General features: G+C 60.3%; 26 protein-coding genes and 2 tRNA genes. 13 read left to right on the top strand and 15 right to left on the bottom strand.

The genetic code is table 11. The annotated features are described in order from the left end of the window. Window positions 1–39 precede the first annotated feature (39 nt). From I6L44_RS02465 to I6L44_RS02430, 8 genes are all read right to left on the bottom strand, one after another. Window positions 40–189, bottom strand: coding sequence for a hypothetical protein (locus I6L44_RS02465; RefSeq protein ID WP_005347375.1), 150 nt, complete (start codon window positions 187–189; stop codon window positions 40–42). 466 nt (window positions 190–655) lie between these two features. Continuing rightward, a complete protein-coding gene (locus I6L44_RS02460; protein WP_216953192.1) occupies window positions 656–1,867 on the bottom strand; it encodes a NupC/NupG family nucleoside CNT transporter in 1,212 nt (403 codons plus the stop codon). Between the two features lie 358 nt (window positions 1,868–2,225). Further along, entirely contained in the window at window positions 2,226–2,651 is a 426-nt protein-coding gene (gene arsC, locus I6L44_RS02455) for a glutaredoxin-dependent arsenate reductase (RefSeq protein WP_080741219.1), read from the bottom strand. A 76-nt stretch (window positions 2,652–2,727) separates the two neighbouring features. Beyond that, window positions 2,728–3,792, bottom strand: a complete 1,065-nt coding sequence (gene arsB, locus I6L44_RS02450; RefSeq protein ID WP_005338173.1) for an ACR3 family arsenite efflux transporter — start codon at window positions 3,790–3,792, stop codon at window positions 2,728–2,730. A 109-nt stretch (window positions 3,793–3,901) separates the two neighbouring features. Then, the gene (arsA, locus tag I6L44_RS02445; RefSeq protein WP_216953191.1) at window positions 3,902–5,665 is read right to left on the bottom strand and encodes an arsenical pump-driving ATPase; all 1,764 of its coding nucleotides are present in this window, start codon (window positions 5,663–5,665) and stop codon (window positions 3,902–3,904) included. A gap of 27 nt (window positions 5,666–5,692) precedes the next feature. Continuing rightward, window positions 5,693–6,061 carry an arsenite efflux transporter metallochaperone ArsD gene (gene arsD, locus I6L44_RS02440; protein WP_005347398.1) on the bottom strand — a complete coding sequence of 123 codons (369 nt, stop codon included), beginning with the start codon at window positions 6,059–6,061 and terminating at the stop codon, window positions 5,693–5,695. A 4-nt stretch (window positions 6,062–6,065) separates the two neighbouring features. Further along, complete coding sequence (locus I6L44_RS02435) at window positions 6,066–6,434, bottom strand: helix-turn-helix transcriptional regulator (protein ID WP_216953190.1); 369 nt, start codon at window positions 6,432–6,434, stop codon at window positions 6,066–6,068. Between the two features lie 257 nt (window positions 6,435–6,691). Beyond that, window positions 6,692–7,090, bottom strand: coding sequence for an META domain-containing protein (locus I6L44_RS02430; protein WP_216953189.1), 399 nt, complete (start codon window positions 7,088–7,090; stop codon window positions 6,692–6,694). Window positions 7,091–7,247: 157 nt separating this feature from the next. On the opposite strand from I6L44_RS02430, the gene I6L44_RS02425 reads away from it, so the two are divergent. Then, window positions 7,248–7,727 (top strand): hypothetical protein, encoded by a 480-nt coding sequence (locus I6L44_RS02425; protein WP_064338427.1) that lies wholly within the window; start codon window positions 7,248–7,250, stop codon window positions 7,725–7,727. 3 nt (window positions 7,728–7,730) lie between these two features. Here the strand turns inward: I6L44_RS02425 and I6L44_RS02420 are convergent, their stop codons facing one another. Then, the gene (locus I6L44_RS02420) at window positions 7,731–8,210 is read right to left on the bottom strand and encodes a putative 4-hydroxy-4-methyl-2-oxoglutarate aldolase (protein WP_042054958.1); all 480 of its coding nucleotides are present in this window, start codon (window positions 8,208–8,210) and stop codon (window positions 7,731–7,733) included. A gap of 42 nt (window positions 8,211–8,252) precedes the next feature. After that, complete coding sequence (locus I6L44_RS02415; protein ID WP_216953188.1) at window positions 8,253–8,660, bottom strand: DUF3293 domain-containing protein; 408 nt, start codon at window positions 8,658–8,660, stop codon at window positions 8,253–8,255. Between the two features lie 396 nt (window positions 8,661–9,056). On the opposite strand from I6L44_RS02415, the gene arcA reads away from it, so the two are divergent. Further along, window positions 9,057–9,776 (top strand): two-component system response regulator ArcA, encoded by a 720-nt coding sequence (gene arcA, locus I6L44_RS02410; RefSeq protein ID WP_005338193.1) that lies wholly within the window; start codon window positions 9,057–9,059, stop codon window positions 9,774–9,776. Window positions 9,777–9,938: 162 nt separating this feature from the next. Here the strand turns inward: arcA and I6L44_RS02405 are convergent. Together I6L44_RS02405 and I6L44_RS02400 are read right to left on the bottom strand one after the other, a co-directional pair. Next, window positions 9,939–10,013, bottom strand: a tRNA-Gly gene (locus I6L44_RS02405). A gap of 15 nt (window positions 10,014–10,028) precedes the next feature. Next, window positions 10,029–10,102: transfer RNA gene (locus tag I6L44_RS02400), tRNA-Gly, on the bottom strand. Window positions 10,103–10,303: 201 nt separating this feature from the next. Between I6L44_RS02400 and cydD the strand changes: the two genes are divergently transcribed. The 4 genes from cydD (at window position 10,304) to I6L44_RS02380 (ending at window position 14,727) form a co-directional block, all read left to right on the top strand. After that, window positions 10,304–12,073, top strand: a complete 1,770-nt coding sequence (gene cydD, locus I6L44_RS02395) for a cysteine/glutathione ABC transporter permease/ATP-binding protein CydD (RefSeq protein ID WP_216953187.1) — start codon at window positions 10,304–10,306, stop codon at window positions 12,071–12,073. Further along, complete coding sequence (gene cydC, locus I6L44_RS02390; RefSeq protein WP_216953186.1) at window positions 12,066–13,796, top strand: cysteine/glutathione ABC transporter ATP-binding protein/permease CydC; 1,731 nt, start codon at window positions 12,066–12,068, stop codon at window positions 13,794–13,796. Before cydD ends, cydC begins: the two co-directional genes overlap by 8 nt. A 163-nt stretch (window positions 13,797–13,959) precedes the next feature. Continuing rightward, window positions 13,960–14,331, top strand: coding sequence for an Rcs stress response system protein RcsF (gene rcsF, locus I6L44_RS02385; protein ID WP_013723982.1), 372 nt, complete (start codon window positions 13,960–13,962; stop codon window positions 14,329–14,331). Window positions 14,332–14,340: 9 nt separating this feature from the next. Then, window positions 14,341–14,727, top strand: a complete 387-nt coding sequence (locus I6L44_RS02380; protein WP_216953185.1) for a DUF488 domain-containing protein — start codon at window positions 14,341–14,343, stop codon at window positions 14,725–14,727. Between the two features lie 156 nt (window positions 14,728–14,883). On the opposite strand, the gene I6L44_RS02375 is transcribed toward I6L44_RS02380, so the two are convergent. Further along, window positions 14,884–15,882 (bottom strand): NAD-dependent epimerase/dehydratase family protein, encoded by a 999-nt coding sequence (locus tag I6L44_RS02375; protein WP_216953184.1) that lies wholly within the window; start codon window positions 15,880–15,882, stop codon window positions 14,884–14,886. Between the two features lie 213 nt (window positions 15,883–16,095). On the opposite strand from I6L44_RS02375, the gene tsaA reads away from it, so the two are divergent. From tsaA to I6L44_RS02345, 6 genes are all read left to right on the top strand, one after another. Further along, a complete protein-coding gene (gene tsaA / locus I6L44_RS02370; protein WP_216953183.1) occupies window positions 16,096–16,800 on the top strand; it encodes a tRNA (N6-threonylcarbamoyladenosine(37)-N6)-methyltransferase TrmO in 705 nt (234 codons plus the stop codon). Between the two features lie 288 nt (window positions 16,801–17,088). Further along, complete coding sequence (locus tag I6L44_RS02365; protein ID WP_216953182.1) at window positions 17,089–17,637, top strand: cytochrome b; 549 nt, start codon at window positions 17,089–17,091, stop codon at window positions 17,635–17,637. Between the two features lie 230 nt (window positions 17,638–17,867). After that, window positions 17,868–18,542, top strand: coding sequence for a response regulator (locus I6L44_RS02360; RefSeq protein ID WP_216953181.1), 675 nt, complete (start codon window positions 17,868–17,870; stop codon window positions 18,540–18,542). Then, window positions 18,542–19,924 (top strand): ATP-binding protein, encoded by a 1,383-nt coding sequence (locus tag I6L44_RS02355; RefSeq protein WP_216953180.1) that lies wholly within the window; start codon window positions 18,542–18,544, stop codon window positions 19,922–19,924. Before I6L44_RS02360 ends, I6L44_RS02355 begins: the two co-directional genes overlap by 1 nt. Window positions 19,925–20,105: 181 nt before the next feature. After that, window positions 20,106–20,594 (top strand): TIGR00645 family protein, encoded by a 489-nt coding sequence (locus I6L44_RS02350; RefSeq protein ID WP_040065876.1) that lies wholly within the window; start codon window positions 20,106–20,108, stop codon window positions 20,592–20,594. 206 nt (window positions 20,595–20,800) lie between these two features. Beyond that, window positions 20,801–21,049 (top strand): DUF3297 family protein, encoded by a 249-nt coding sequence (locus I6L44_RS02345; RefSeq protein WP_005347440.1) that lies wholly within the window; start codon window positions 20,801–20,803, stop codon window positions 21,047–21,049. A 128-nt stretch (window positions 21,050–21,177) separates the two neighbouring features. On the opposite strand, the gene I6L44_RS02340 is transcribed toward I6L44_RS02345, so the two are convergent. Next, complete coding sequence (locus tag I6L44_RS02340; protein ID WP_216953179.1) at window positions 21,178–22,455, bottom strand: FAD-binding oxidoreductase; 1,278 nt, start codon at window positions 22,453–22,455, stop codon at window positions 21,178–21,180. Between the two features lie 45 nt (window positions 22,456–22,500). Then, on the bottom strand, window positions 22,501–23,103 hold the full coding sequence (gene puuR / locus I6L44_RS02335) for an HTH-type transcriptional regulator PuuR (protein WP_216953178.1): 603 nt from the start codon (window positions 23,101–23,103) through the stop codon (window positions 22,501–22,503). 352 nt (window positions 23,104–23,455) lie between these two features. Here puuR and I6L44_RS02330 point away from each other — a divergent pair, with 352 nt between their 5' ends. Continuing rightward, window positions 23,456–24,919 (top strand): NAD-dependent succinate-semialdehyde dehydrogenase, encoded by a 1,464-nt coding sequence (locus I6L44_RS02330; RefSeq protein ID WP_216953177.1) that lies wholly within the window; start codon window positions 23,456–23,458, stop codon window positions 24,917–24,919. The last annotated feature ends 58 nt before the right edge of the window (window positions 24,920–24,977 follow it).

The following is a 24,977-nucleotide window of genomic DNA, read 5'->3' as shown; positions in this document are numbered from 1 at the left end:
AAAGCGTTCGCTACCTCAACTTTCGCCCGGGAACGAGCACTACTCTTCCTGCTCCTCCGGTTGTCTCTCCCCACCCCGCAACTGTTGCAGCTCATCGACTCGGGCTTGCCACTTCTCTTGGGCTTTTTTGCGCTCCTGAAGCTGGAACTCTTCGCGCATGGTGTCGATGTTAAGGTCAAGTGTTTCCATCAGAGTGTCTCCTTTGTATGACCGCTTAAAGACTGGCTGACGGCGCATTGGCCAACCTGCTCCCCTATTCAGACACCACTCATCCCCCAAACGCCCAACTAAATAATCGATTGAATATGCAACATTCAATCTAAAAAACTATTCATTCTGCACGGTGACACGCTGTAGCAGCGGCTGCCGCCCCGTTACGCGAAACGCAACGAGGCCCACGTCCCCCGCCAAAAAGGTGATAAAGGCATACGCAGTAACCCGGTTTGGCGTAGTCCCATGCTGGAGCAGATCTCATCGCCGAACCGGATTATCTGGCACTGCGCCGAAATGGCGTTAAGCAGTGCTACTACCATTTTCAAAGGCAGGCAGCGCAGTTGCCCAACCGGCGAAACCAATAAAAAGACCCCCTATTGCCCAGCGGTAAGAGGGGGTCTTTTGTTTGAGCCGCCGGCTAGCCGGCTATTGCCTCACGCTATCAGGCCAGCGAGACAAAGATCCCGGCCAGGGTGGCACTCATCAGGTTGGCGAGGGTCGCCGCCAGTACCGCCTTGAAGCCCATATTGGCCACATCGTGGCGGCGCTCCGGTGCCATGGTGCCGATGGAGCCGAGCTGCACAGCAATAGAGCCCAGATTGGCGAAACCACAGAGGGCGAAAGTGATGATGATCTGGGTGTGGGCGCTCAGATCTGCCTTGATATTGGCAAAGTCCAGATAGGCAACGAACTCGTTCATGATCACCTTCTGACCAATCAGGGAGCCTGCCGCCATCATCTCGCTGGTGGGCACGCCAATCAGCCAGGCCACCGGAGCAAACAGATAGCCCAGCAGCTGCTGCAGGGAGAGATCGGCCCAGCCGAACCACTCGCCTACGGTGGTGAGACCGGCGTTGATCATGGTGATGACGCTGACAAAGGCGAGCAGGATGGTGCCGATGGCCACGGCGATCTTCATGCCGCCCATGGCGCCGCCCGCCAGCGCGTCGATGGCGTTGCTGTAGTCGCTCTTGTCGAGGGTGATCTCGGTCTGATCGCTCACCTGCTGCTGCTCCGGCACCAGCAGTTTGGCCATCAGCAGGCCACCGGGCGCCGCCATAAAGGAGGCGGCAATGAGGTATTTAAGATCCACACCCAGACCGGCGTAACCGCCCAGCACCGAGCCCGCCACCGAGGCCATGCCACAGGTCATCACCGCAAAGAGCTCGGAGCGGGTCATACCGGCGAGGAAGGGACGAATAAGCAGCGGCGACTCCCCTTGCGACAGGAAGATATTGCCGGTGGCCACCAGCGACTCGGCGCGGCTGGTGCCGAGCAGGCGGTGCACGGCGCCACCCAATACACGGATCACCCACTGCATGATGCCGAAGTGGTAGAGCACGGCGATCAGCGCGCTGATAAAGATCACCAGCGGCAGCACCCGCACGGCGAAGATAAAGCCGTTGCTGGCGAGATCGCCAAACACAAAACGGATGCCGCTGTCGGCAAAGCCGAGCAGGGCGGAGACGCCGTTGCTCATGGCACCGAGCATGATTTGTCCGGGGGGGAAATAGAGCACCAGGGCAGCAAAACCGGTTTGCAGGGTGAGCGCACCCAGCACGGTTCGCCAGCGGATGGCTCGGCGGTTTTCACTCGCCAGCCAGGCGATAAACATCAGGGCCAGCATACCGACCAGACTCAATAACAGTGTCATCTTGCACCTATGAAGAGAGGAGTTTCATATGGCAAGTCTGCAGACAGGCGTCGCGGGAGATCCGGCGGGAGAGGTGCCGACCCACGCGACACGCAGACCACAAACCTACAGGTTAGTGGCGGGTCCCATCCTGGGGTCATTCACGTTCCGGGTGACAGCATGTATCGGGTGACGCCAGCGCCGTCGCAGGGGGAGATGCGGCCGGGTGGCAGGTCGGGCGGCGATGGTACAGTGATCATCGTCGCAGAAAAAGCGGTAAAACGATTGGCCGGAATAACTTTTTCAACTTGTTCACACAACGAAACAGGGCCAGCGTGACGCTGGCCCTGTTTCAATCCGTACTTGAGTACTCAGATGATTACTTGAGGCGCTTGCCGCTCGCATCCACCACCTGCTCGCCATCCTCCTTGGCGAAGGCCCCTTTTTGCTGATCGGGCAATATATCGAGCACCACTTCCGACGGACGGCACAGTTTGGTGCCAAGCGGCGTAACGACGATGGGGCGGTTGATGAGGATGGGGTGAGCCAGCATGGCATCGATCAGTTCATCATCGCTGAAACGATCTTCCGCCAGACCGAGCGCCTCGTAGGGTGGAACGTTCTTGCGCAGCAGATCGCGCACCGGCATGTCCATGGCGGCGATCAGCGCCACCAGCTGGTCACGGGAGGGGGGCGTCTCCAGATAGTGGATGACAGTGGGCTCGACGCCGCTGTTGCGGATCAGCTCCAGGGTGTTACGGGAGGTACCACATTCCGGGTTGTGATAGATGGTGATTGCACTCATTTGCGTGTCTCTCATTAATCAAGTGAATAGAAAATGGATAGCATCTAGTTCGCGGCCAGCTGTTAGCGGCCATCAGTTAACGGCTCAGCCCCGCTTCGTACCAGGGTTTGCTGGCGTTAACCACCCGCACCACCAGCAGCATGACCGGCACCTCGATCAGTACCCCGACCACGGTGGCGAGCGCCGCGCCGGAGTGAAAGCCGAACAGGCTGATGGCGGCGGCCACCGCCAGCTCGAAGAAGTTGGAGGCACCGATCAGGGCGGAAGGACAGGCAACCGAGTGCTTCTCCCCCACCTTGCGGTTGAGCCAGTAAGCCAGCCCGGAGTTGAACAGCACCTGGATCAGAATGGGCACCGCCAACAGGGCGATAACCAGCGGCTGCTCGATGATGGCGTTGCCCTGAAAGGCAAACAGCAGCACCAGAGTGAGCAGCAGGGCCGCCACCGACCAGGGCTGGATGCGGGTCATGACGCCGTCAAAATGGGCCTCTCCCTTTTTCAGCAAGGCCTTGCGCAGCAGCTGGGCGATGATGACCGGAATGACGATATAGAGCACCACAGAGGTAAGCAGGGTATCCCAGGGCACTATGATGCTGGAGACCCCGAGCAGCAGCGCCACCAGCGGTGCGAAGGCAAACACCATGATGAGGTCGTTCACCGCCACCTGCGACAGGGTGAAGTAGGGATCGCCGTTGGTGAGGCGACTCCAGACAAACACCATGGCGGTGCAGGGGGCCGCCGCCAGCAGGATCAGGCCCGCTACGTAACTGTCGAGCTGATCAGCCGGCAGCCAGTCGGCAAACAGCACGCGGATAAAGAGCCAACCGAGGAAGGCCATGGAGAAGGGCTTGACCAGCCAGTTGATAAAGAGGGTGACCCCAATGCCCTTCATGTGCCCCTTCACCTGATGCAGGGCGCCAAAATCGATCTTGAGCAGCATGGGGATGATCATCACCCAGATCAGCAGCCCCACCGGCAGGTTGACCTTGGCCACCTCCATGGCGCCGATCGCCTTGAAGAGATCCGGCAACCCCTGCCCGAGACCAATCCCCACCAGAATGCAGAGGGCGACCCAGGCGGTCAGATAACGTTCAAAAAAGCCGATGGCAGGCACGGCCTTGGCATCACATGTTGCAGACATCACAGCTCCCGATGCGGCGCAATCCCGCATCTTCTATTGGTTCAAAACACAGGTTTATAACAAGTAACGGCATATTCAAGCCGCCCCGGCAGCAGACCGGGGCGGCGACTCAATGGTGCTGGCAGAGACGGCGCAGGGCATCGGGCCCCACCGGCTCCTCGGCGAGCAGCGGCACCACGGCGTAGCGGCTGGCATGTTGCTGCTCGACCGCCTCGATATGGGGCAACTGGCGCTCGGCCCGCAGTTGCAGCAGCGGTGAGCTGACCGCGGCTTGCTGCAAGCTGTGGTTGATGAGCCAGCCCCAGGGCTCGATACCAGCCCGGCGCAGATCGGCCTGCAGATTGGCCGCCTCCTGTACCGGCGTCGGCTCGGGCAGCGTCACAATCAACACCTTGGTCTGCTTGGGGTCCTGCAACTGCATCATGGGGGTGGTGAAGTGCAGCCCCTTGTTTCCCATCTGGCGAGCGATCTCCCTGTGGTAGGCGCCGGTGGCGTCAAGCAGCAGCAGGGTGTGGCCGGTGGGGGCGGTATCCATCACCACAAAGCGCTTGCCCGCCTCGCGAATGATGCGGGAAAAGGCCTGAAACACGGCGATCTCCTCGGTGCAGGGGGAGCGCAAGTCCTCCTCCAGCAGTGCCCGCCCCTGCTCGTCCAGGGCCGCTCCCTTGCTGGCCAGCACCTGGGCGCGGTAACGCTCGGTCTCGGCGTGGGGGTCGATGCGACTCACCTCAAGATGGGACAAGCTACCTGCCAGCGTCTCGCTCAGGTGCGCGGCGGGATCCGAGGTGGTGAGGTGCACAGGCAAGCCGCGGCTCGCCAGCTCCACCGCCACGGCGGCCGCAAGCGTAGTCTTGCCCACCCCGCCCTTTCCCATCAGCATGATGAGGCCGTGACCGTCGGCGGCCAGCTCGTCCACCAGCGAACTCAACTCGGGCTGGGCTTGCTTGGCTGTAGACTGTACTGTCGGAGATTGGGCGGTTGTTCCCTCTGATTGCAGCAACAGCCGCAAACTGTCGACCCCCACCAGATTGGTGGCCAGCAGCGGGATATGATCCTGCGCCAGCCCCTTTATCCCCTGCGGCATCTGTACAAGAGCCTGTTGCTCACGCTGCCAGAGCGCCATTGCCAGCGGATCTCCGGCAATGGCGCCTTCGGGGAAGAGGCCATTGATCACCAACTGCTGGTTTGCCAGGCCGATGGCCGCCAGCTCCTCATGGGTGCGGGCCACTTCCCGCAGGGTGGATTGCTGGGCGCGCGCCACCAGCACCAGACGAGTGCGGGCAGCATCAGCCAGGGCGGCGACCGCCTCTGCATACTGGCTGCGCTGTTTCTCCAGCCCCGCCAGCGGGCCTAGGCAGGAGGCATCCCCCTTGCCCTGCTCCAGAAATTCGCTCCAGGCGCCCGGCAGTTGCAGCAGCCGGATGGTGTGGCCGGTTGGGGCCGTATCAAAGACGATGTGGTCATACTCGGCCAGCAGAGTTTGGTCGGTCAGCAACGCGGTGAATTCGTCAAAAGCGGCGATCTCGGTGGTGCAGGCGCCGGAGAGCTGCTCCTCGATGCTGCGCACCACGCTCTCGGGCAACTTGCCGCGCACCGGCCCGACAATCCGCTCCCGATAAGCTTTGGCCGCCGCGGGGGGATCTATCTCCAGCGCCGACAAACCGGGCACAGCGGCGATGGTGGTGACGCGATTGCCGATCTCGGTGGCAAACACCTGCCCCACGTTGGAGGCAGGATCTGTGCTCACCAGCAGCACCCGCTTGCCAATATCACAGAGAGCCACCGCACTGGCGCAGGCCAGCGAGGTCTTGCCCACCCCGCCCTTGCCGGTGAAAAAGAGAAACGGCGGTGGATTGGTCAGAAAATGGTACATAGCCTCTCCCGAATGGTGCGTCACGACTCAGCAGCAACCGCTGCCGGAGCAGCAGCCGCCCTTGACGATCCCCTTGATGGCCGCTTGCGGCGCAGGCAGCCCGGCATAACGGGCCAGCTCACTGCGGCTCGGATAACGACCGGTCAACACCACCTGCCCCTCCACCAGCACCAGCGGCAACCCCTCCTCCCCGGCGTGGGTCAGAAAAGCGCTGACGGCAGGTGTCTCGGCAAATTGCATCGGCTGCTGGGCCAGATTGAAACGCTCGATGGCTACTCCCTGCTCCTTGGCCCAGGCAAGGTCGGCTGCGAAGGTGACCAGTGCCTGATCAACCTCGGTACCGCAGACACCGCTGGAGCAGCAGAGGGCGGGATCAAAAATCTGAATGGAGGACATGGCATTACTCCTTGTTGCAGCAGGGCTGCGCAGGCAGAACATGGGGGGAGCAGGCTGACTCGGCACGCATCACGCCGCACGCCTCGGGATGACCGGCACAGCACTCCTCGGTGAGGTAGGCGATCACATCCAGCATCAGGGGAATATTGGCGCGGTAGCGCAGAAAGCGCCCCTCCTGCTCCACCGACAGCAGACCGGTGTTGAGCATCGCCTTGAGGTGAAACGAGAGGGTATTGGGGGCAATATCGAGCTCGCTGGCCAGTTCACCGGCGACCCGCCCCTCCAGCCCGGCCTTCACCAGCAGCCGCCATACATCGAGCCGGATGCCGGATGCCAGCGATTCAAAGACCTTGGAGGCCATCTCTTTGTTCATCTTCACTCCCCTTGGTGTGACCTTTCATTTCAACTATACAAGAATCATTGAAATGATCAAGATACGTACCGAAGCGAAGATACGAGGTTCTGACATCAAACCGAGCAAAAAGGGGAATCGACGAGTGAACAACCGTTGCGGACGAGCACACAGGGCTCGTCGCAGATAAACAGACGCCCTCCAGAGGGAGGGCGTATCAGAGCGTTTGACCCGCCAGCACAGTCAGCGCTGTCGGGGCAATCAGACGAACGCGTGCCTTATTTGGCAGCAGGCACTGCGTTAAAGGTGAGCAGGGCCGCCTTGTTGGCATCGCTCAGAGTCAGCTGGTTGCCGTTGATGGAGTAGGTTGCCACCTTCTCCAGCTTTTGCAGGAACTCGGTCTCTTTGTTCATGGCATCGCCGATGCACATCATGCGAGTGGAGCCCATGGCGCCCAGCGTCAAGACTCCGTCACCCTGCTTGGTGATACCGCCAAAATAGCGGTTGCAGCCACCCTTGCCCGCCACCTTGCCGTCGACCACTTGCAGGGTGAAGGTATTGCCGGTGGCGCCTTGCAGCTGCCAGCTGGATGCTTGCAGTTGAGCCATGCTGGAACCTGTTGCCATTGCGCAGCCTCCCAGTGCCAGCGCGGCCAGCAGAGTCAGTTTCTTGTTCATGGATTCACCTCTTAATGATTAGAGCCATCAATACGGCAGCCTGTTTATCATGGCTGGCGCCCATGCCAAAGGATTTTATTGTGATCACGCTTCACTTTACTACCAGCTGGCATGTGCCATGCTTAGGCTCAGTTCCGGACCCAGGGAGGGGAAACGAATGGTCAAATCACTCATCATCACACTGCTTGCAACCTGCGCCAGCATGGCCGCACAGGCCGCTGACTGGGCAGTGGTTCAGCCGCAATCCAACCCGTCTCTCTATGTCAAAAGTTACTCGGGTGTGCTGCTCAATGGCCATAGCCATCACAGCGACAGTTTTGATCTCTGGCTGGTCAATAGCGGCTATCAATATCCGGTGGTGGATGATGTTACCCTCTTTATGGAAGCGGGCCCGGCGGTGGCGGATCAGAATCGCACATCCGGTTTCAATATGAGTTCGGGGGTACGCTACCAGCTCTCTCCGGCATTCAATATCGGCAGCCAGATCAAGCATCTCGATCTCAACAAGGCCAGCACCCTGCTGGAGCTCAACTCCAGCCTGCTGCTGACCCCCAGACTCTCCCTCACCGCCAACTACGGCGTCAGCGCCATCACTGCCGATCAGGCACTGAGTCTGGGGGTCGGCTTCAATTTCTGATGATCACAACAGCGGCGTGGCGCTCACCACCACGCCGTTGCGATCCGCATAGACATAATCCCCTTCGTGGATGGTCACCCCGGCAAAGCTGACCACGGCCCCCAGCTCTCCCAATCCTCGCTTCTCGGTCTTGACCGGACAGGCCGCCAGCGCCTTGACCCCGAGCGCCAGTGTCGCCAGAGTGCCCACATCCCGCGCCGCGCCGTGGATCAGGATACCCTCCCACCCCTGCTCCACCGCCTTGACCGCCAGTTGATCGCCCAGCAGCGCACGGCGCAGCGAGCCGCCGCCGTCGATCACCATCACCTTGCCGTGACCGGGGCGGGTCACCAGATCCCGCACCAGACTGTTGTCTTCATAACAGGAGAGCGTTACGGCGCGACCATAGAAGATGGCCTTGCCGCCAAAATCCTGAAACACCGGGTCGGCCACTTGCAGCAAGTCGCCATGTTGATCGCAGAGGTCGGGCAGGAGATCCAGCATGATTTGATTCCTTTCAGATACATGAAGGTGTTCATTCTTTCATCAGGCAAGGTTTCTGGCAATCCAGAAGGATTCAATATTGCCCAGACAAACTGCTGATTTATCCGTCAATACCGGCACCAGCCAGAGCTGGCCATCCTCCACCCAGTAGAGAGCATTCTGGCCAAAACGGGCAGCCAGCTGACGGGCTTGTGGCAGAGATAGCGCCACCGCCAGCGATGACTCCTGCCAGCGTTCGTCCGGGTCAGATCCCCAAAATGGCCCCACCACGGGCACCTGCAAATCCACGGTCAGATGGCGCCACATCGCCCGTTCCCGCCGCATATTGCGTCGTTCTGTGACCCACTGGCTGGCCGGATTCCAGGCTGTGATGATGGCAAAAGCAGACCACTCTGGTGGCTCAAATGGCGCGATAAAGCAGATTTTCTTGTAGTTTTCCCACAAATTCATGTCAATCACATGTTACATTCCATTACATTTTGTAGGGGCGAAAACCCGGTTCAGGCCAAGTATGATGCAGCTGTCCCAGGGTTTGACCTATATCAAATCAGAGTTAAAAAGTTGCTATCTGACGGCAAAGAGTGTTGTTATGCTCCTGTTAACTGATAAAATGCGGCCACTTTCGTAATGGACGACCTTTCCAGGCTCTGCTCGACCAGACTTGTCGGGAACCTATAAGTGGCACAGGGATACTTGCCGGTACTGATGCCTAATTCGCGATATTCCGACCTGACTCTCATACCCAGGATGACGTAATAAATTTTCAGGATCAGTCAGGAAATCGGTTTGAAACGCCAAAGAGTGTTAAATTTAAGATAATTAACTGATAAGAATCTGGGAATACTCATGCAAACACCACACATTCTGATCGTCGAAGACGAGCTGGTCACACGCAATACCCTGAAAAGCATTTTTGAAGCCGAAGGCTACATCGTGCTCGAAGCCAACAACGGCGACGAAATGCACCAGGCCCTCACTTCCCACACCATCAATCTGGTGATCATGGACATCAACCTGCCGGGCAAGAACGGCCTGCTGCTGGCCCGTGAGCTGCGTGAGAACGACAACATCGCCCTGATGTTCCTGACCGGTCGTGACAACGAGGTTGACAAGATCCTGGGTCTGGAGATCGGCGCCGATGATTACATCACCAAGCCGTTCAACCCGCGCGAACTGACCATCCGTGCCCGCAACCTGCTGAGCCGCACCATGAACGTGGCTGCCGGTGGCGAAGAGAAGAAACTGGTTGAGCGCTACCTGTTCAACGGCTGGGCGCTGGATATCAACAGCCGCGCACTGGTCAGCCCCACTGGTGACATGTTCAAGCTGCCGCGCTCCGAATTCCGCGCCATGCTGCACTTCTGCGAAAACCCGGGCCAGATCCAGACCCGTGCCGAGCTGCTGAAGAAGATGACCGGCCGCGAGCTCAAGCCCCACGACCGTACCGTCGATGTGACCATCCGTCGCATTCGCAAGCACTTCGAAAGCGTTAACGATACTCCGGAGATCATCGCCACCATCCACGGCGAAGGCTACCGTTTCTGTGGTGAGCTGGAGCAGGAATAAGCTCCCGCTACGCTGTTGATCTGAAAAGGCGCCTCGGGCGCCTTTTCTGTCTCTGCGATTTGCCTTAAAAGCTGAGAAACGGTGAGCGTGACGTCGAACGGCGCACAAGACAGATGAAAAACAAAAAGCCCACTCGCAGGAGTGGGCTTTTTGTTTTGAAGCTGGAGCGGGCAGCGGGAATCGAACCCGCATCATCAGCTTGGAAGGCTGAGGTAATAGCCATTATACGATGCCCGCCTGGCATCTGAAATTTGGAGCGGGTGATGGGAATCGAACCCACGTATGCAGCTTGGGAAGCTACCGTTCTACCATTGAACTACACCCGCGTCAGGGCTCCTACTATATGCATTTTGCCGCCGAGCGCAATGGCGCCTTTGCCACTTTTTTCAATAAATCAATCTGTTCGGACAAGGATTGAACAGACGGTTGCTTTTTCAATCAAACATTTTCAACACAGATAATTTACAAGGTTGCCAAGGCCAAACGGCAAGGATAGTCTTGCGCCACTCGACGCGAGGATGGTGGTAATGGATAAAAAAACGCAAAAACGTCTCTATGGCTGGTTGCGCAAGCAATCGAGTCACGGTCGCCGCTGGATCACGATATCCATCGCTTTTGGCCTTGGCCAGGGCATTCTGATAGTGGCGCAAGCCTGGCTGCTGGCGACCCTGTTGCACGGCTTTATCATCGAAGGCTCCACGCCTGAGCAATCCATCACACTCTTTATTACCCTGCTGCTGGTGACGCTTGGCAAGGCAGCTCTGGCCTATGGCCGCGAAGTGGCCAGTTTCAAGGCGGGCAGCGCGGTGCGCCAGACCATCCGCCAGCTGGTGCTCACGCGCTTAAGTCGCCTCGGCCCTGCCTATATCCAGCGCCGTCCGGCCGGTAGCTGGGCCAGCCTGCTGCTGGAACAGATTGAAAACATGCAGGATTTCTTCTCCCGCTATCTGCCGCAGATGGCCATCGCCGTCTTTATTCCGGTAGTCATTCTGGTGGCCGTGTTCCCAGTCAACTGGGCTGCGGGTCTGATCCTGCTGGGCACGGCGCCCCTCATCCCCATCTTTATGATCCTGGTGGGTGTGGGCGCCGCCGATGCCAACCGCCGCAACTTTCAGGCGCTGGCTCGTCTTTCCGGCCACTTCCTCGATCGCCTGAAGGGGCTGCGCACGCTGCAACTCTTTATGCGTACCCAGGCAGAAGGTGACGCCATTCGCGACGCCTCGGAAGATTTTCGCGAGCGTACCATGGAGGTGCTGCGCCTGGCATTTTTGAGCACCGCCGTGCTGGAGTTCTTCGCCGCCATTTCAGTCGCGCTGGTCGCCGTCTACTTCGGCTTCTCTTATATCGACCATCTGAACTTTGGTAGCTATGGGGTCAAGGTCACCCTCTTTACCGGTCTGTTCGTGCTGTTTCTCGCCCCAGAGTTCTACGCCCCGCTGCGGGAACTGGGTGCCCACTACCACGCCAAAGCGCAGGCTATCGGCGCCGCCGAACAGCTGCTTGAATTCCTCGAAGCCGAGGTGAGCGAACCGGCCGCAGGCACGGCGCCGTTCCATGCCGACAGCCCGGTCAAGGTAGAAGCAAAAGGCCTTGAAGTGCTGAGCGCCGAGGGCAAGGTGCTGGTCGGCCCCATCGACTTCACCCTGGAAGCCGGTTCACGTACCGCCCTCATCGGCGTCAGCGGCGCAGGCAAGAGCTCGCTGGTCAATGCCCTGCTCGGCTTTGCCCCCTATCGCGGTGAGCTCAAGGTCAACGGGCAGGAGCTTGCCACCCTCGACATGAGCCAGTGGCGCCTGCAACTGGGCTGGCTCTCGCAAAACCCGCAGCTGTTCCACGCCTCCTTGCGCGACAACCTGCTGCTGGCCAAGCCAACGGCCAGCGATGCAGAGCTGGAAGATGCCCTGAAACGGGCGCAGGCGTGGGAATTTGCCATGGAGAAGGGTCTCGACTATCCGGTCGGCGATCAGGCAGGCGGCCTCTCGGTCGGTCAGGCTCAGCGCCTCGCCTTGACGCGAACCCTGCTCAAATCAACCCAGCTGATGGTGCTCGATGAGCCGACCGCCAGTCTGGATCGCCACTCCGAACGCGCCATCATGAGCACCCTTGAGCAAGCGATGGCTGGCCAGACCCTGCTGATGATCACCCACCGCCTCGACCAACTTACTAAGATGGACAAGATAATGGTGCTGGCCCGCGGCCAGCTGGTGGAGCAAGGCAGCTTCCAGCAACTTAGTTCTGGGCAGGGGCTTTTTGCCCGCCTGCTCTCCCAACGTTCCGGAGGTTCTCTCGATGAGTGATCTGTTGCCGTTTCTGCGCCTCTATCGCCAACACTGGCTCAGCCTCACCATTGGTTTGCTGCTGGCGCTGGTGACCCTGGCCGCCGGCATGGGGCTGCTCTCCCTCTCCGGCTGGTTCCTCTCCGCCGCTGCCGTGGCGGGGATGACCGTTGCGACGACCCATGCCTTTAACTACATGACCCCCGCGGGCGGAGTGCGCTTCTTCTCCATCGTCCGCACAGCCGGTCGCTGGGGTGAGCGGGTAGTGAGCCACGACGCCACCTTCCGGGTTCTGACCCGGTTGCGGGTCTGGTTCTGGCAAAAACTCTCGCCGCTCTCCACCGGTACCCTGGCCGGTTTCCGTCAGGCGGACCTGCTCAACCGACTGGTAGCCGACATCGATGCGATGGACCACGTCTATCTGCGGCTGATCACCCCCATAGGCGCGGCCCTGCTCAGCACCGCCGGACTGGTCTTCTTCCTGTCGTTTTTTGACAGTCGCCTCGCCCTCACCCTGGGTGCCATTCTGCTGTTTGGCATGATCGCCCTGCCGCTGGTGTTCTACTTCCTCGGCCGTCGCCCCGGTCAGGCGCTGATTGCCGAAAAATCGACCCTGCGCACCCGGATGGTGGACTATCTGGATGGTCAGGCCGAGCTGCAGATGTTTGCCGCCGCCCCCAAGGCGCTGGTTGAGCTGCAACAGGCCGAACAGGCGCTGCTCAACGCCCAGGCCCGGATGGCCAAGGTGAGCGGGCTGGCCAACTTCTCGGTACAACTGCTGAGCGGCTGGACCCTGACCTTGATGCTCTGGCTGGCCGGTCATGGGGTGGCGGGCGCTGCGCCCGACCCCATCACAGCACTGATGGTCTTTGCCACCCTGGCAAGCTTCGAGGCACTGATGCCGCTGGCGGGGGCTTTCCAGCACCTCTCCACCAGCCTCACCTCGGCACGCCGTTTGAACGAGATCCTGCAAGAAGCAAAAGCCCCTGTGTGGGGCGACGAACAGACCCATGCCACCGCTGGCGCCCTGCAGATCAATGACCTCTATTTTGGCTACCCCGGCAACCCTCAGCCGGTGCTGCGCGGCTGCACCCTGCAACTGCACGCCGGTGAGAAGCTGGCGCTGCTGGGCCAGACCGGCTGCGGCAAATCGACCCTGATGGGGCTGCTGACCCGTGAGTGGAGCCCGCAGGCTGGCAAGATCCTGCTGGGTGGCAAGCCGCTCACCGATTACAGCGAAGGGGCGCTGCGCGCCTCCATCTCAGTGGTGAGCCAGCGGGTGCATCTGTTTGCCGATACCTTGCGGGGCAACCTCAAACTGGCCGCCCCGACCGCCACTGACGAGCAGCTGATTGCGGTACTGACTCAGGTCGGACTGGCCAATCTGCTGGAAGATGAGGCGGGCCTCGACGCCTGGCTCGGTGACGGCGGCCGCCCCCTCTCCGGTGGCGAGCGTCGCCGTATCGGCATCGCCCGCGCCCTGCTGCACGATGCGCCGCTCTGGCTGCTGGACGAACCGACCGAAGGGCTCGATAGCCAGACCGAGCGGGAGATCATGGATCTGCTGTTCAAGCTTGGGGCAGATCGCACCTTGCTGCTCATCTCCCACCGCTTGCTGGGGATGGAGCAGATGGACCGGATTGCCCTGATGGAAGAGGGGCAGATCCGCCTCTGCGCCCCTCACAACGAGCTGCTGGCGGATGATTACTACCGCAGCCTCTATCAGCGGCTGGCTCCGGTTTGATATCAGGCTGATGGGGGTCACACCCTGACAACCGGGCGCAAAACGGGGCTGGTCGCCGCAGGCGGCTGGCCCCTATAATGTCCCACTCATTATTCAACAAGATGCCGACATGGAGCGCCTGCGCATTTCTACTGTCCTCATCACCGACACAAGATACGAGACGATGAAACGCCTGATCCTGATGATGCCCCTGATTGCCTCCGGCTGTGCCAACTACGCCTTCAACAGCAATCTGGATAAAGAGAACTTCGACGAATACTTCAAACCCGGTAGCGTGCGCATCTATGAACAGGATGAGCTGGCTGACCTCAACTACCTCTACCTCGGCACCATCGAGGGTGAATCCTGCCAGGCCGATGCCAACCAGCCGGTGCCCAACGCCGGTGAAGCGCGCACCCTGGCCCGCCGCCGCGCAGCCGACATGGGTGGCAACGGCGTCACCATTGACAAATGCGCCGAGTTCAGCGACACCCCGGGCTGCCTGAAACAGGTGATCTGCTACGGGCAGGCGCTGAAAGTGGCCGAAGAGAAATAACTCGCTGTCATGGCCCTCGCTATCGTTCGCCTTGGCAGCCCGCGCCAGCCCGATGAGGGGCTGCGGATCGGCACGGTGCGCCGCCCACCCCGCGGCGTACCCAAGAGCGAATTTGCCAGCCAGCATTGGTACGATGTCTGGTTTCCCAACCTGGCACCCAGCAGCGAGACCATGAAGCTGGGGCAGGCAGCCGAGACACCCGCCCAATGGGCGGCGTTTGGCAAACAGTACAAGGCCGAGATGGCGCAACCTGCCGCCAGGCACGATCTGGCGCTGCTGGCCGCCCTCTCCCACACCACCAATCTGTCGGTGGGTTGCTACTGCGAGCAGGAGTCCCACTGCCATCGCGCCATTTTGAAAGAGCTGCTGGTAGCCGCGGGGGCCGCCATTCGCTAACTCGGTGAGCGACAGCGATGGGATGGAGGATCGCGTCAGCCTTTATTCGGCAACAATCAGGCATGGATAGAGAGAGGGCATCCCGCGGGATACCCTCTCTCGTTGTATTCACACCTGCCGCGCCACGCTCGGCAGCAGCGGCTCGATGCACCTCTCCTATTGCAGACTGGGCTCCAGCAACTGCTGCCGCAGCGAAGTCTCCTCGGCCTGAGTCATGGCATGTTCCGCCACCCCGGCGGCAGGTTCGATGGCCAGCCAGTGGGCAAGGTCGGCGGCGGTCTCCTCCAGCGGCCGGAAATTCAACCCGTGGACGATGGCCGCCTCGGCGCTTATAGAGCCGTAACCGGCAAACTCCGCCTGCGCGCAGGGCAAGAGGGTGGGATAGCTCTGCCAGGGCTCGATTCCGGCTGCCATCAGGACCGACCAGGGCAACCATTCGGGCTGGATGGGGCGGGCGGGCTGCAACCGGGCGCTCAGCCGCTCCAGCCAGTCACTCAGGGTAATACCGGATTTGAGCAAGTTGAATGTGCCCCCCAACTGCTGCTCGGCCGCGCGCAACACAAACTCGGCGCAATCGCGCACATCGAGATACTGCAAGCGATCCTCGCCACTGCCCGGCAGCAACCAGGGCCCGCCCTGCTGCACCCGCTTAATCCACCAGGCCATGCGCCCGGTAGGATCATGGGGGCCGCACAACACGCCTGGGCGCAGGATGCAAAGCCGCTCACCCCAGCGGGCGCGATACTCCTGCTCGCACAACACCTTGAGGGGGCCATAGTCAGTGGGCATTTCCCCTTCGGGGATAGCATGCAGCGGCGCCGACTCATTCATCCCGGGCATTGAGAAATCGCGATAGACGCTGATGGTGGAGATAAAGATCAACCGCGCGCAGCGCCCGAGCAAAGCTGCCGAGAGGCTCGCCGCCTGTTCGGGGCGATAGCAGCAGGTGTCGATGACGAGATCCCACTGCAACCCTGCCCCTTGCAGGGCGCTCAGGCTCTTGTCCCTGTCGCCGGTGAGCTGCACCAGATCGCGCCAGTCCGGATGCTGGTGCAGACCGCGGTTGAACAGGGTCACTTCATGGCCCCAATCCAGCGCCAGCGCGGTGAGGTGGCGCCCCAAAAAGCCGGTGCCACCGATAATCAGCAGTTTCATCCCTCTCCCTCCCCCTTCGGCGCGAGTGCGCACATTTCATCCTGAAACGCCAGTTGCCTCCACCCTACGCAACTTGGCGCGCGGGCACAGCCCCCGACTGGCCGGGATGGGACAGGGATCACGGCAGCGCCGCAGAAAAGGGCGTAGTGAGGCCGAACCTGCGTTTTGGGGCCGCTTGTGCTAAATTGCCGGGGTTTTCAGTCAGGATCCGCCATGAAGTTCGAAATCGACACCCTCGGGATCATCCGCTCTCCCTACAAGGAGAAGTTCGCCATCCCCCGCCAGCCCGGACTGGTCAAATCGGCCCGCGCACGCCTCGAGCTGCACCCCCCTTACGATCAGCCGGATGTGCTGCGCGGCATCGAGCAGTTCTCCCATCTGTGGCTCAGCTTCGTCTTTCACCAGACCATGGCGCAGGGCTGGCACCCGACGGTGCGCCCGCCACGCCTTGGCGGCAACGAACGGGTCGGCGTCTTTGCCACTCGCTCCACCTTCCGCCCCAATCCGCTAGGTCTCTCGGTGGTCGAGCTGCACGGGATCGGCCGTGAGCGGGGCAAACTGTGGCTGGAGCTGGGGGCGGTGGATCTGCTCGATGGCACCCCCATCGTCGATATCAAGCCTTATATTCCCTATGCCGACAGCCTGCCGGATGCCCGTGGTGGTTTTGCCCCCGACGCCCCCACCCCGCCGCTGGCGGTGAGCTTCAGTGCCGAGGCCGAGCAGCAGTTGCAAACCTGGCTCAAGGCCCATCCCGAGCTGCGCCAGCTGGTAAGCGAAGTGCTGGCGCAAGATCCGCGCCCCGCCTACAAGAAGGGCAAGCCCGATGAGAAGGAGTACGGGGTGCGGCTGTTTGACTGCAACGTCCGTTTTCGCATCAGCGAGCCGGATTGCGTGGTGCTGGCCATCGAGCCCGCCTGAACCTGGGCGGGCCGACATCACTGATGCTATTTCACGCCTTCTTCACGTCACAAGGGGCTTAATGAGCCTGTAAATTGTGTGGCATTGATCAGACTATCCACCCGGTTGCCAGTGATACCATGCAGATAGCAGAGGGCATCTCCTCTCTGACTGAGGCCAGCCGCAGGCTGCCGGTTGATGGCAAGCATGGCAGCCAGCCTGTTGCCGCCGAAGGATCAGGCCTCGCCCCGACACGTTTGAGTGCGGGGATGCCACACGGATGTGACAGCACTTCGAAGGAACAAACCTATGCTGATGAACAGTGAACAACGTTATGGCACCCTGAATATCGGGCTGCACTGGCTGACCCTGTGGGCCATGATCGCCGTCTACGCCCTGATCGAATTTCGCGATATCTTCCCCAAAGGGGACCCTGGCCGGGATCTGATGAAGGAGTGGCACTTTATGCTGGGGCTGCTTATCTTCGCCCTGGTGTTTGTCAGACTGGCCCTGCGCTGGATGAGCCCGACGCCCCGTATCGTGCCCGAGCTCTCCCCGCTCATGCACAAGCTGGCAAAACTGGCCCACCTCGCCCTCTACGGTTTTCTTATTCTGACCCCGCTGTTTGGCTGGCTGCTGCTGAGCGCCGCGGGCAAGCCCATCCCCTTCTTCGGGCTTGAGCTGCCTGCCCTGCTCTCCCCAAGTCCAGAGCTCAAAGGGCTGATCAAGGAGGTGCACGAGACGCTGGGTAATATCGGTTACGCCCTGATCGGCCTGCACACGGTGGCGGCCCTCTATCACCACCATATTCTCAAAGACAACACCCTCACCAATATGCTGCCGCCACGCCGCAGCTAACAAGCAGCAGAACAAAAACAGAAGGGGCACACATTGCCCCTTCTGTTTTTTGAACGCGACAAGACCGGTGTCTCTGAAGCGGCCCACTGCTCAGGCCTCTGACAGGTCTCTACAAGCAGAACGCCTTATGATTCAGTCCCGATACAGGAGCTGCACGATAGGATTCGAATTGACTCAAAGCGACATACACTTTCTAATTGACAGTCTGGACCCCTATGACCGTTCACATCATGAAAATTCTGTTGGTCGAAGACGACAAGCTGCTCAATCACCACCTCTCCTCTCTGCTGACCGAAGCCAACAATCAGGTATACAGCACCGATCAGGCCGGAATTGCGTTGCACTATGCCGCCGACTACCCCATTGATGTGGCGATCATCGATCTCGGTCTGCCCGATATGGATGGCTTGCAGTTGATCCGCCAACTGCGCGAACGGCAGATCCCCTTCCCCATCATTGTGCTGACCGCCCGTGGCAACTGGCAGGACAAGGTCGAAGGACTGGAGGCGGGGGCTGATGACTATCTGGTCAAACCGTTCCAGAAAGATGAGTTGCTGGCCCGCCTCAATGCCTTGATGCGCCGCAGCGCCGGCTTTATCTCCCCCAGAGTGAAGGCCGGTGATTACGAGCTGGATCTCTCCCGCAAGGAGCTGACCATCGATGGTGAAGTGGCAGTGCTCACCAGCTTTGAATACCTGATTCTGGAGTACCTGATGCGCAACGCCCGTCAGGTGGTCTCCAAGCAGCAGTTACTCGACCAGCTCTACGGCGATGGAGAGGGGGATCCCAACACCATAGAGGTGATGGTGAGCCGCCTGCGCAAAAAGCTGGATCCGGAAGGGACGATTCAACCCATCTCGACCATCCGTCGTCAGGGCTACATCTTCAACCTCTCCTGTAGCTGATGCAGTTTCATCTGCCACGTCCCATCAGGATGCTCCGCAGCTCTCTGCACATCAAACTGCTGCTCAGTTCGCTGCTGGTCATCGCACTGAGCATGGGGTTCGCCGTCTATGCTCTCTACCTCGGCCACATGGAGGAGCAGAGCCAGAAGGCGAGCGCCGGCATGCAGGAGAACCTGGCCAAGATGTTCTCCTCTACCAAGCCAGTCAACAGCGAAGCCACCGAGATCGGGCGCATTTCCCGCCAGGTCAGTAACAGCAATCTCGATACGCTGATCTGTCGTGCCGATGGCGAGCTGATTTGGTCGAGCCTCCATATGCCGGAGGTGATCAAGGCCAAACAGACCATCTGTCGGGACCTGATGAAGTATCTGGGGGGAATGGATCTCGACTACTTCTTCAAGAAGCACACCATCAAGAACGGCGAGAGCTACTTTGTCTACAGCCTGCGTTTTACCCGCAATCCCGGCAGCGGCACCACAGCCTACTACGTGGTGATGATTGACTCGGCCAAACGCTATCACGAAGAGTCCCGCGCCTACCTCTACCAGACGGCCAAACAGGCGTTGCTCGCCTATCTGCTGCTTGCCGGGCTGCTGCTGCTCACCACCTTCTGGAGCCTCCGCTCCCTGCGCACTATCGCCAATCAGCTCGACGATATCCGGGCAGGCAAGCGGGATGCTATCGCCCATGATTTTGAACGGGAGTTGGCCCCGCTGACCGACTCCATCAACCAGTTGCTGGAGAACGAACGCCAGCAGACCCAGCGCTACCAGCATGCCCTCAACGATCTCGCTCACAGCCTGAAAACACGGCTGGCGCTGATCCAGATCACCACCCGCGAAATGAAGCTGGGGAGGGAGATCCACGACAACATCAATGAACAGATCCTCACCATGGATCAGATGATCCAGTACCAACTCAGACGAGCCGTCACCGGTCGCCAGCGCCTCGCCAGCAAGGGCACCGAGCCGGTACCGCTCATCGAGAAGCTGCTGGCCAGTCTGGCCAAGGTCTATCGCCACAAGAAGCTGCAGACCCACTTCCAGTTCGATGATGATGCCCTCTTCCACGGCGAACAGGGCGATCTGATGGAACTGATGGGCAACCTGCTCGACAACGCCTGCAAATTTGCCATCAGCGAAGTGAAGGTGACGGTACGCCGCCATCTCGATCGGTTACGCATCGAGGTAGAAGATGATGGCCCGGGCATCGATCCGGCCAAATCGGAGCAGATCTTTCAGCGTGGCGTGCGCGCTGACAGCTCGCCCGGCCAGGGCATCGGTCTGGCTGTCGTGACCGAGATCGTTCACAGCTACGGCGGCCAGATCCGGGTCGATGAATCTCCCCTCGGCGGTGCCCGCTTTACCCTGGATCTTCCCTGACACCGGATGGGCAAGGCCACGAGCCCTGCCAACCGCTCCATCGCCCTCCCCGGGGTTAAAAAATCCTGCCTGGCACCACCCAATTCAGCAATATGCTATCGAGATGCTTGAGATGTGAGGCATCTCGGTTAAGCTATGGCCGACTCGTTTGTTAACCATTTGATGGATCTTTAATCGCACTATGGAAAACATGTTTGAAAGATTGATGTACGCATCCCGCTGGATCATGGCCCCCATCTATCTTGGGCTCAGCCTCATACTGCTGGCACTGGGGGTGAAATTCTTTCAGGAGATCCTCCATATCCTGCCCAACATACTGGAGATGAAAGAGGTGGATCTGGTGCTGGTCACACTGTCGCTGATCGATATCACCCTGGTGGGGGGACTTATCGTGATGGTGATGTTTTCCGGCTATGAGAACTTCGTCTCGCGCCTCGATGTAGGGGATGAGAGCGACAAACTGGTGTGGCTCGGCAAGCTCGATGCCGGCTCCCTGAAAAACAAGGTCGCCGCCTCCATTGTCGCCATCTCCTCCATTCACCTGCTCAAGGTGTTTATGAATGCCGAAAACCTCCCCAACGACAAGATCAAGTGGTACCTGCTGATCCACATCACCTTTGTCCTCTCGGCCTTCGCCATGGGCTACCTCGACAAGCTGACCCGCAAATAGAAGTCAGCCTGTAATAGACGCTATGCCCGATAACGCAATCCGGATCGGGCATAGCGGTCGCCCCGAGCTGGGGATGGATTGGCAACGGGGATAAGCAAGTCACCAACATAAATGGCCGCCCGCCTTGGCCGGTATTGTGGCCGCCTTGAATGCCATGGCGGCATTCTCTACAATGACCCACTTTTTATTCATTTCGGGTTATATCGATGAGCGATACCAGCACCAAACCGGCTCTGCCGGATCACCTCTCCTGCAATCCCCGCAGCCCTCACTATGTGGCAGCCTGCTTCGAGCACCCGATCGGTATTCGCCTGAACGGCAAAGAGCGCACCGATGTCGAGGAGTACTGCATCAGTGAAGGCTGGGTGAAGATCCCCTCCCCCAAGGCGCTGGATCGCCGTGGTCAACCCATCCTGATCAAACTCAAGGGCACCGTCGAAGCCTATTACAGCTAATCGCGGCAACCCGCTTCGGGTAAAACAGAAGGCCACCCTCGCGGTGGCCTTCTGTTTTTCGGCATTTGTGCTGGCATCTGCGCTCGCATCGTCGCCAGCACCAGACCATATTTCTCGCCGGGCAGCCCTTATACCCCCAGCCGATCGCGCAAGGTGTACCAGGCGGCGCCCGCGGCGGTGAAGGGAATGCGGAACAGGCGACCGCCCGGGAAGGGGTAGTGCGGCAGCTTGGCAAAGGCATCGAAGCGCTCCGCCTGACCGCTCAGCACCTCGGAGAGCAGCTTGCCCGCCAGATGGGTACAGGTGACACCGTGGCCGCTGTAGCCCTGCATGTAGTAAATGTTGGGGCCGATGCGACCAAACTGTGGCAGCCTCGACAGGGTGAGCAGGAAATTGCCTGTCCAGGTGTACTCCACCTTGACGTCTTTAAGCTGGGGGAAGGTCTTGAGCATCTTGGGGATGATCAGCCGCTCGATATCTGCCGGATCCCGTGCGCCATAGACCACGCCACCGCCATAGATCAGCCGGTGATCGGCGCTGGTGCGGTAGTAGTCGAGCAGGTAGTTGCAATCCTCCAGGCAGTAATTCTGCGGCAGCAGCTCGCGGGCCCGCTCCTCCCCCAGCACCTCGGTGGCGATCACCTGGGTGCCACAGGGCATGCTCTTGCCAGCGAGCTCGGGCACCAGATTGCCGAGGTAGGCGTTACCGGCCACCACTATGTAGCGCGCCTTCACCGCTCCTTTGGCGGTCTTGACCAGAGCAGGCTGGCCCGGGGTGATGCTGGTAACGGCTGACTGCTCGAAGATCTGCCCACCCTGCATGCGGATCGCTTCAGCCTCGCCGAGAGCCAGATTGAGGGGGTGAATATGGCCGCCGCTCTTGTCGAGCAGGGCGCCGACGTAGCGATCGCTCGCCACCACTTCGCGCACGCCTCTGGCATCGAGCAGCTCCAGCTTGTCGTTGCCCCACTTCTGCCAGCGCGCCTGCTGCGCCTTGAGCTCGTGGAACTGTTTTTCGGTCTCGGCGGCAAAGACGCCCCCCTCCTGCAGATCGCACTGGATGTTGTAGCGTTTGATCCGCTCGCGGATGATCTGCCCCCCCTCAAACAGCATGGAACCGAGCAGCCTGGCCTGATCCGGCGGGCAGTTCGCTTCTATGGTGTCAATGTCGCGGCTGTAGGAGTTGACTATTTGGCCGCCGTTGCGGCCGCTGGCGCCAAAACCGACCCGGGCTGCCTCCAGTACCACCACCTTGTAGCCCTTCTCCACCAGATGCAGGGCACTGGAGAGGCCGGTATACCCCGCCCCGATGACGCAGACATCGCACTCCAGCTGCTCGGTCAGTGTCGGGTAGGGCGCGTGTTTATTGGCGCTGGCTGCGTAGTAACTGTTTACATGTTCGGTCATGATCCTGTTTCCTTACCGGTTTGGTTGGCAAACCCTATTCCAAGATTAAAAACTGGCCGGGGTATGGGCACTGACGATGCGACAGGTCTCCCCCGACGGATTGCTGAAGCTGTGGGGTTCGCCAGTGTCGATCACATAGCTGTCACCCGCCTCCAGCTGATAACTCTCTCCTGCCACGGTCAGGATCACCGAACCCTCCAGCACAGTGCCCACCTCTTCTCCTTGGTGGGTCACCTGACCACCGGTGTCGGTGCCCGGGGGGTAGGTCTCCAGCATAAAGCCGAGCTGGCGGCGGTTGTTGCCGTTGTGCACCAGCTTCATCGAGACCCCCTGACTGCCCAGCTCGATCAACTGATCACCCTTGATTACCACCTGCGGCGGGCGACTCAGCTCCTCTTCGGCAAAAAAGCGTGACAGTGGCAAGCCATATACGGTGAGCAGCTTTTGCAGCGAGGCGACCGAGGGGCTCACCTTATCCTGCTCGATCATGCAGATAGCACCGTGGGTCAGGCCGCTCAGCTCGGCCGCCCTCCGCTGGGAGAGCCCCAGTTGATGACGCACCGCTGCCAGCCGCTCCCCCATGCTCGCCTGCCGTGCAGCCCCCTGACCGGAGCGGGTACTGCTGCTCTGGGTTGGCGCGCCGCTCATGGCAGGCCTCCGCCATCGATTCCCTTGTCACGTTGGTACATTGGCCACCTCCCTGTTGCCACTGGTTAAAATAGCGGACCAGCCATGGCATCACTGTTTGCTATCTTACACAGCCTAGCGTTCATTATTTTGCACACCACTTATCATGCGACACCCTGTTCATCTGGTTAAACTGCGCTACACAGCCCAATTTCTAGCATGCGACACACCAACAATTCAAATATATTTAACACTTGAAAAACATTTGCGCTCAATTTATGGTCTCTCTGTGCTTATTATTTTATACGGCAGCAGTACAGGATGAGCCGCATCATCGCCACCTTGCTGCCAGGTTTCATCATCGAGGCTTGCCATGTCCGCTACCAGTTCCAATCAAAGCTTGATCAAATCCCGTGCCTATATAGCTGGTCACTGGTGCGAGGCCGCCAGCGGCCGCACCTTCGAGGTGACCAATCCTGCCAGCGGGGCCGTCATTACCCAGGTGCCCGACATGGATGCCGAGGATACCCGCCGCGCCATCGCGGCCGCCCACGCGGCGCAACCCGCCTGGGCTGCGCTGACCGCCAAGGAGCGCAGCAACAAGCTCTACGCCTGGTTTGCCGCCATCACAACCCATAGCGACGAGCTGGCGCGCATCATGACCTGCGAGCAGGGCAAGCCGCTGGCAGAAGCCAAGGGCGAGGTGGCCTATGGCGCCAGCTTTATCCAGTGGTTCGCCGAGGAGGGCAAGCGCGCCTATGGCCGCACCATCCCGGGTTTTAGCGGCGATCGCCGGCTGGCCACCATCAAGCAGCCGGTCGGGGTAGTCGCCGCCATCACTCCGTGGAACTTCCCCATTGCCATGATCACCCGCAAGGCGGGCCCTGCGCTGGCAGCGGGTTGCACCATCGTCATCAAACCCGCCGCAGAAACGCCGCTCTGCGCGCTGGCGCTGGCGGTGTTGGCCGAGCAGGCGGGCATCCCCGCCGGTGTCATCAATATCGTCACCAGCCATCAGGCGAGCGCTGTGGGCAACGAGCTGTGCAGCAATCCGGTGGTGCGCAAGCTCTCCTTCACCGGCTCCACCCGCATCGGCAAGCTGCTGATGCGCCAGTGCGCCGACACCATGAAGAAGCTGTCGCTGGAGCTGGGCGGTAACGCCCCCTTTATCGTCTTTGACGACGCCGACCTCGACGCCGCCGTGGCCGGGGCACTCGCCTCCAAATACCGCAACGCCGGGCAAACCTGCGTCTGCGCCAACCGCATTCTGGTGCAGGCCAGTATCTATGACGCCTTCGCCGAGAAGCTGACCGCTGCCGTCAGAGCCTTCAAGGTGGGAGATGGCATGGCGGAAGGCACCCAGATCGGCCCGCTTATCAACCCGGCTGCCGCCAGCAAGGTGGCCGAGTTGGTGCAGCAATCAGTCGCCGCCGGTGCCGAAGTGCTGCTGGGGGGCGAAGCCCACCCCGCCGGCCCCCTCTTCTACCAACCCACCATTTTGGGCAAGGTGGATAAAACCAACCCCATCCTGCAGGAGGAGATCTTCGGCCCGGTCGCCCCGCTGGTGCGCTTCGAGACGGAAGCTGAAGCCATCGCGCTGGCTAACGATACCCCTTATGGGCTCGCCGCCTACTTCTATGGCCGCGATATCGCCCGTGTCTGGCGCGTCGCCGAGCAGCTTGAATACGGCATGGTCGGCATCAACGAGGGGATCATTTCAACTGAGCTGGCTCCCTTCGGCGGCATCAAGGAGTCAGGTCTGGGCCGGGAAGGGGCCGCCGAGGGGCTGGAGGAGTATCTGGAGACCAAATATCTCTGCTTTGGCGCCATTCGCTAGGGCAGTAAAACAGAGACGACAGGCCGCCGATCTGGCCCGATGGGCTGTTCGGCGGTAA

Source organism: Aeromonas sp. FDAARGOS 1414, from assembly GCF_019047065.1.
Taxonomy (GTDB): Bacteria; Pseudomonadota; Gammaproteobacteria; order Enterobacterales; family Aeromonadaceae; genus Aeromonas; species Aeromonas veronii_A.
Note: the sequence above shows the minus strand (reverse complement) of the source record. Positions and strands in the feature narration are given on the sequence as shown.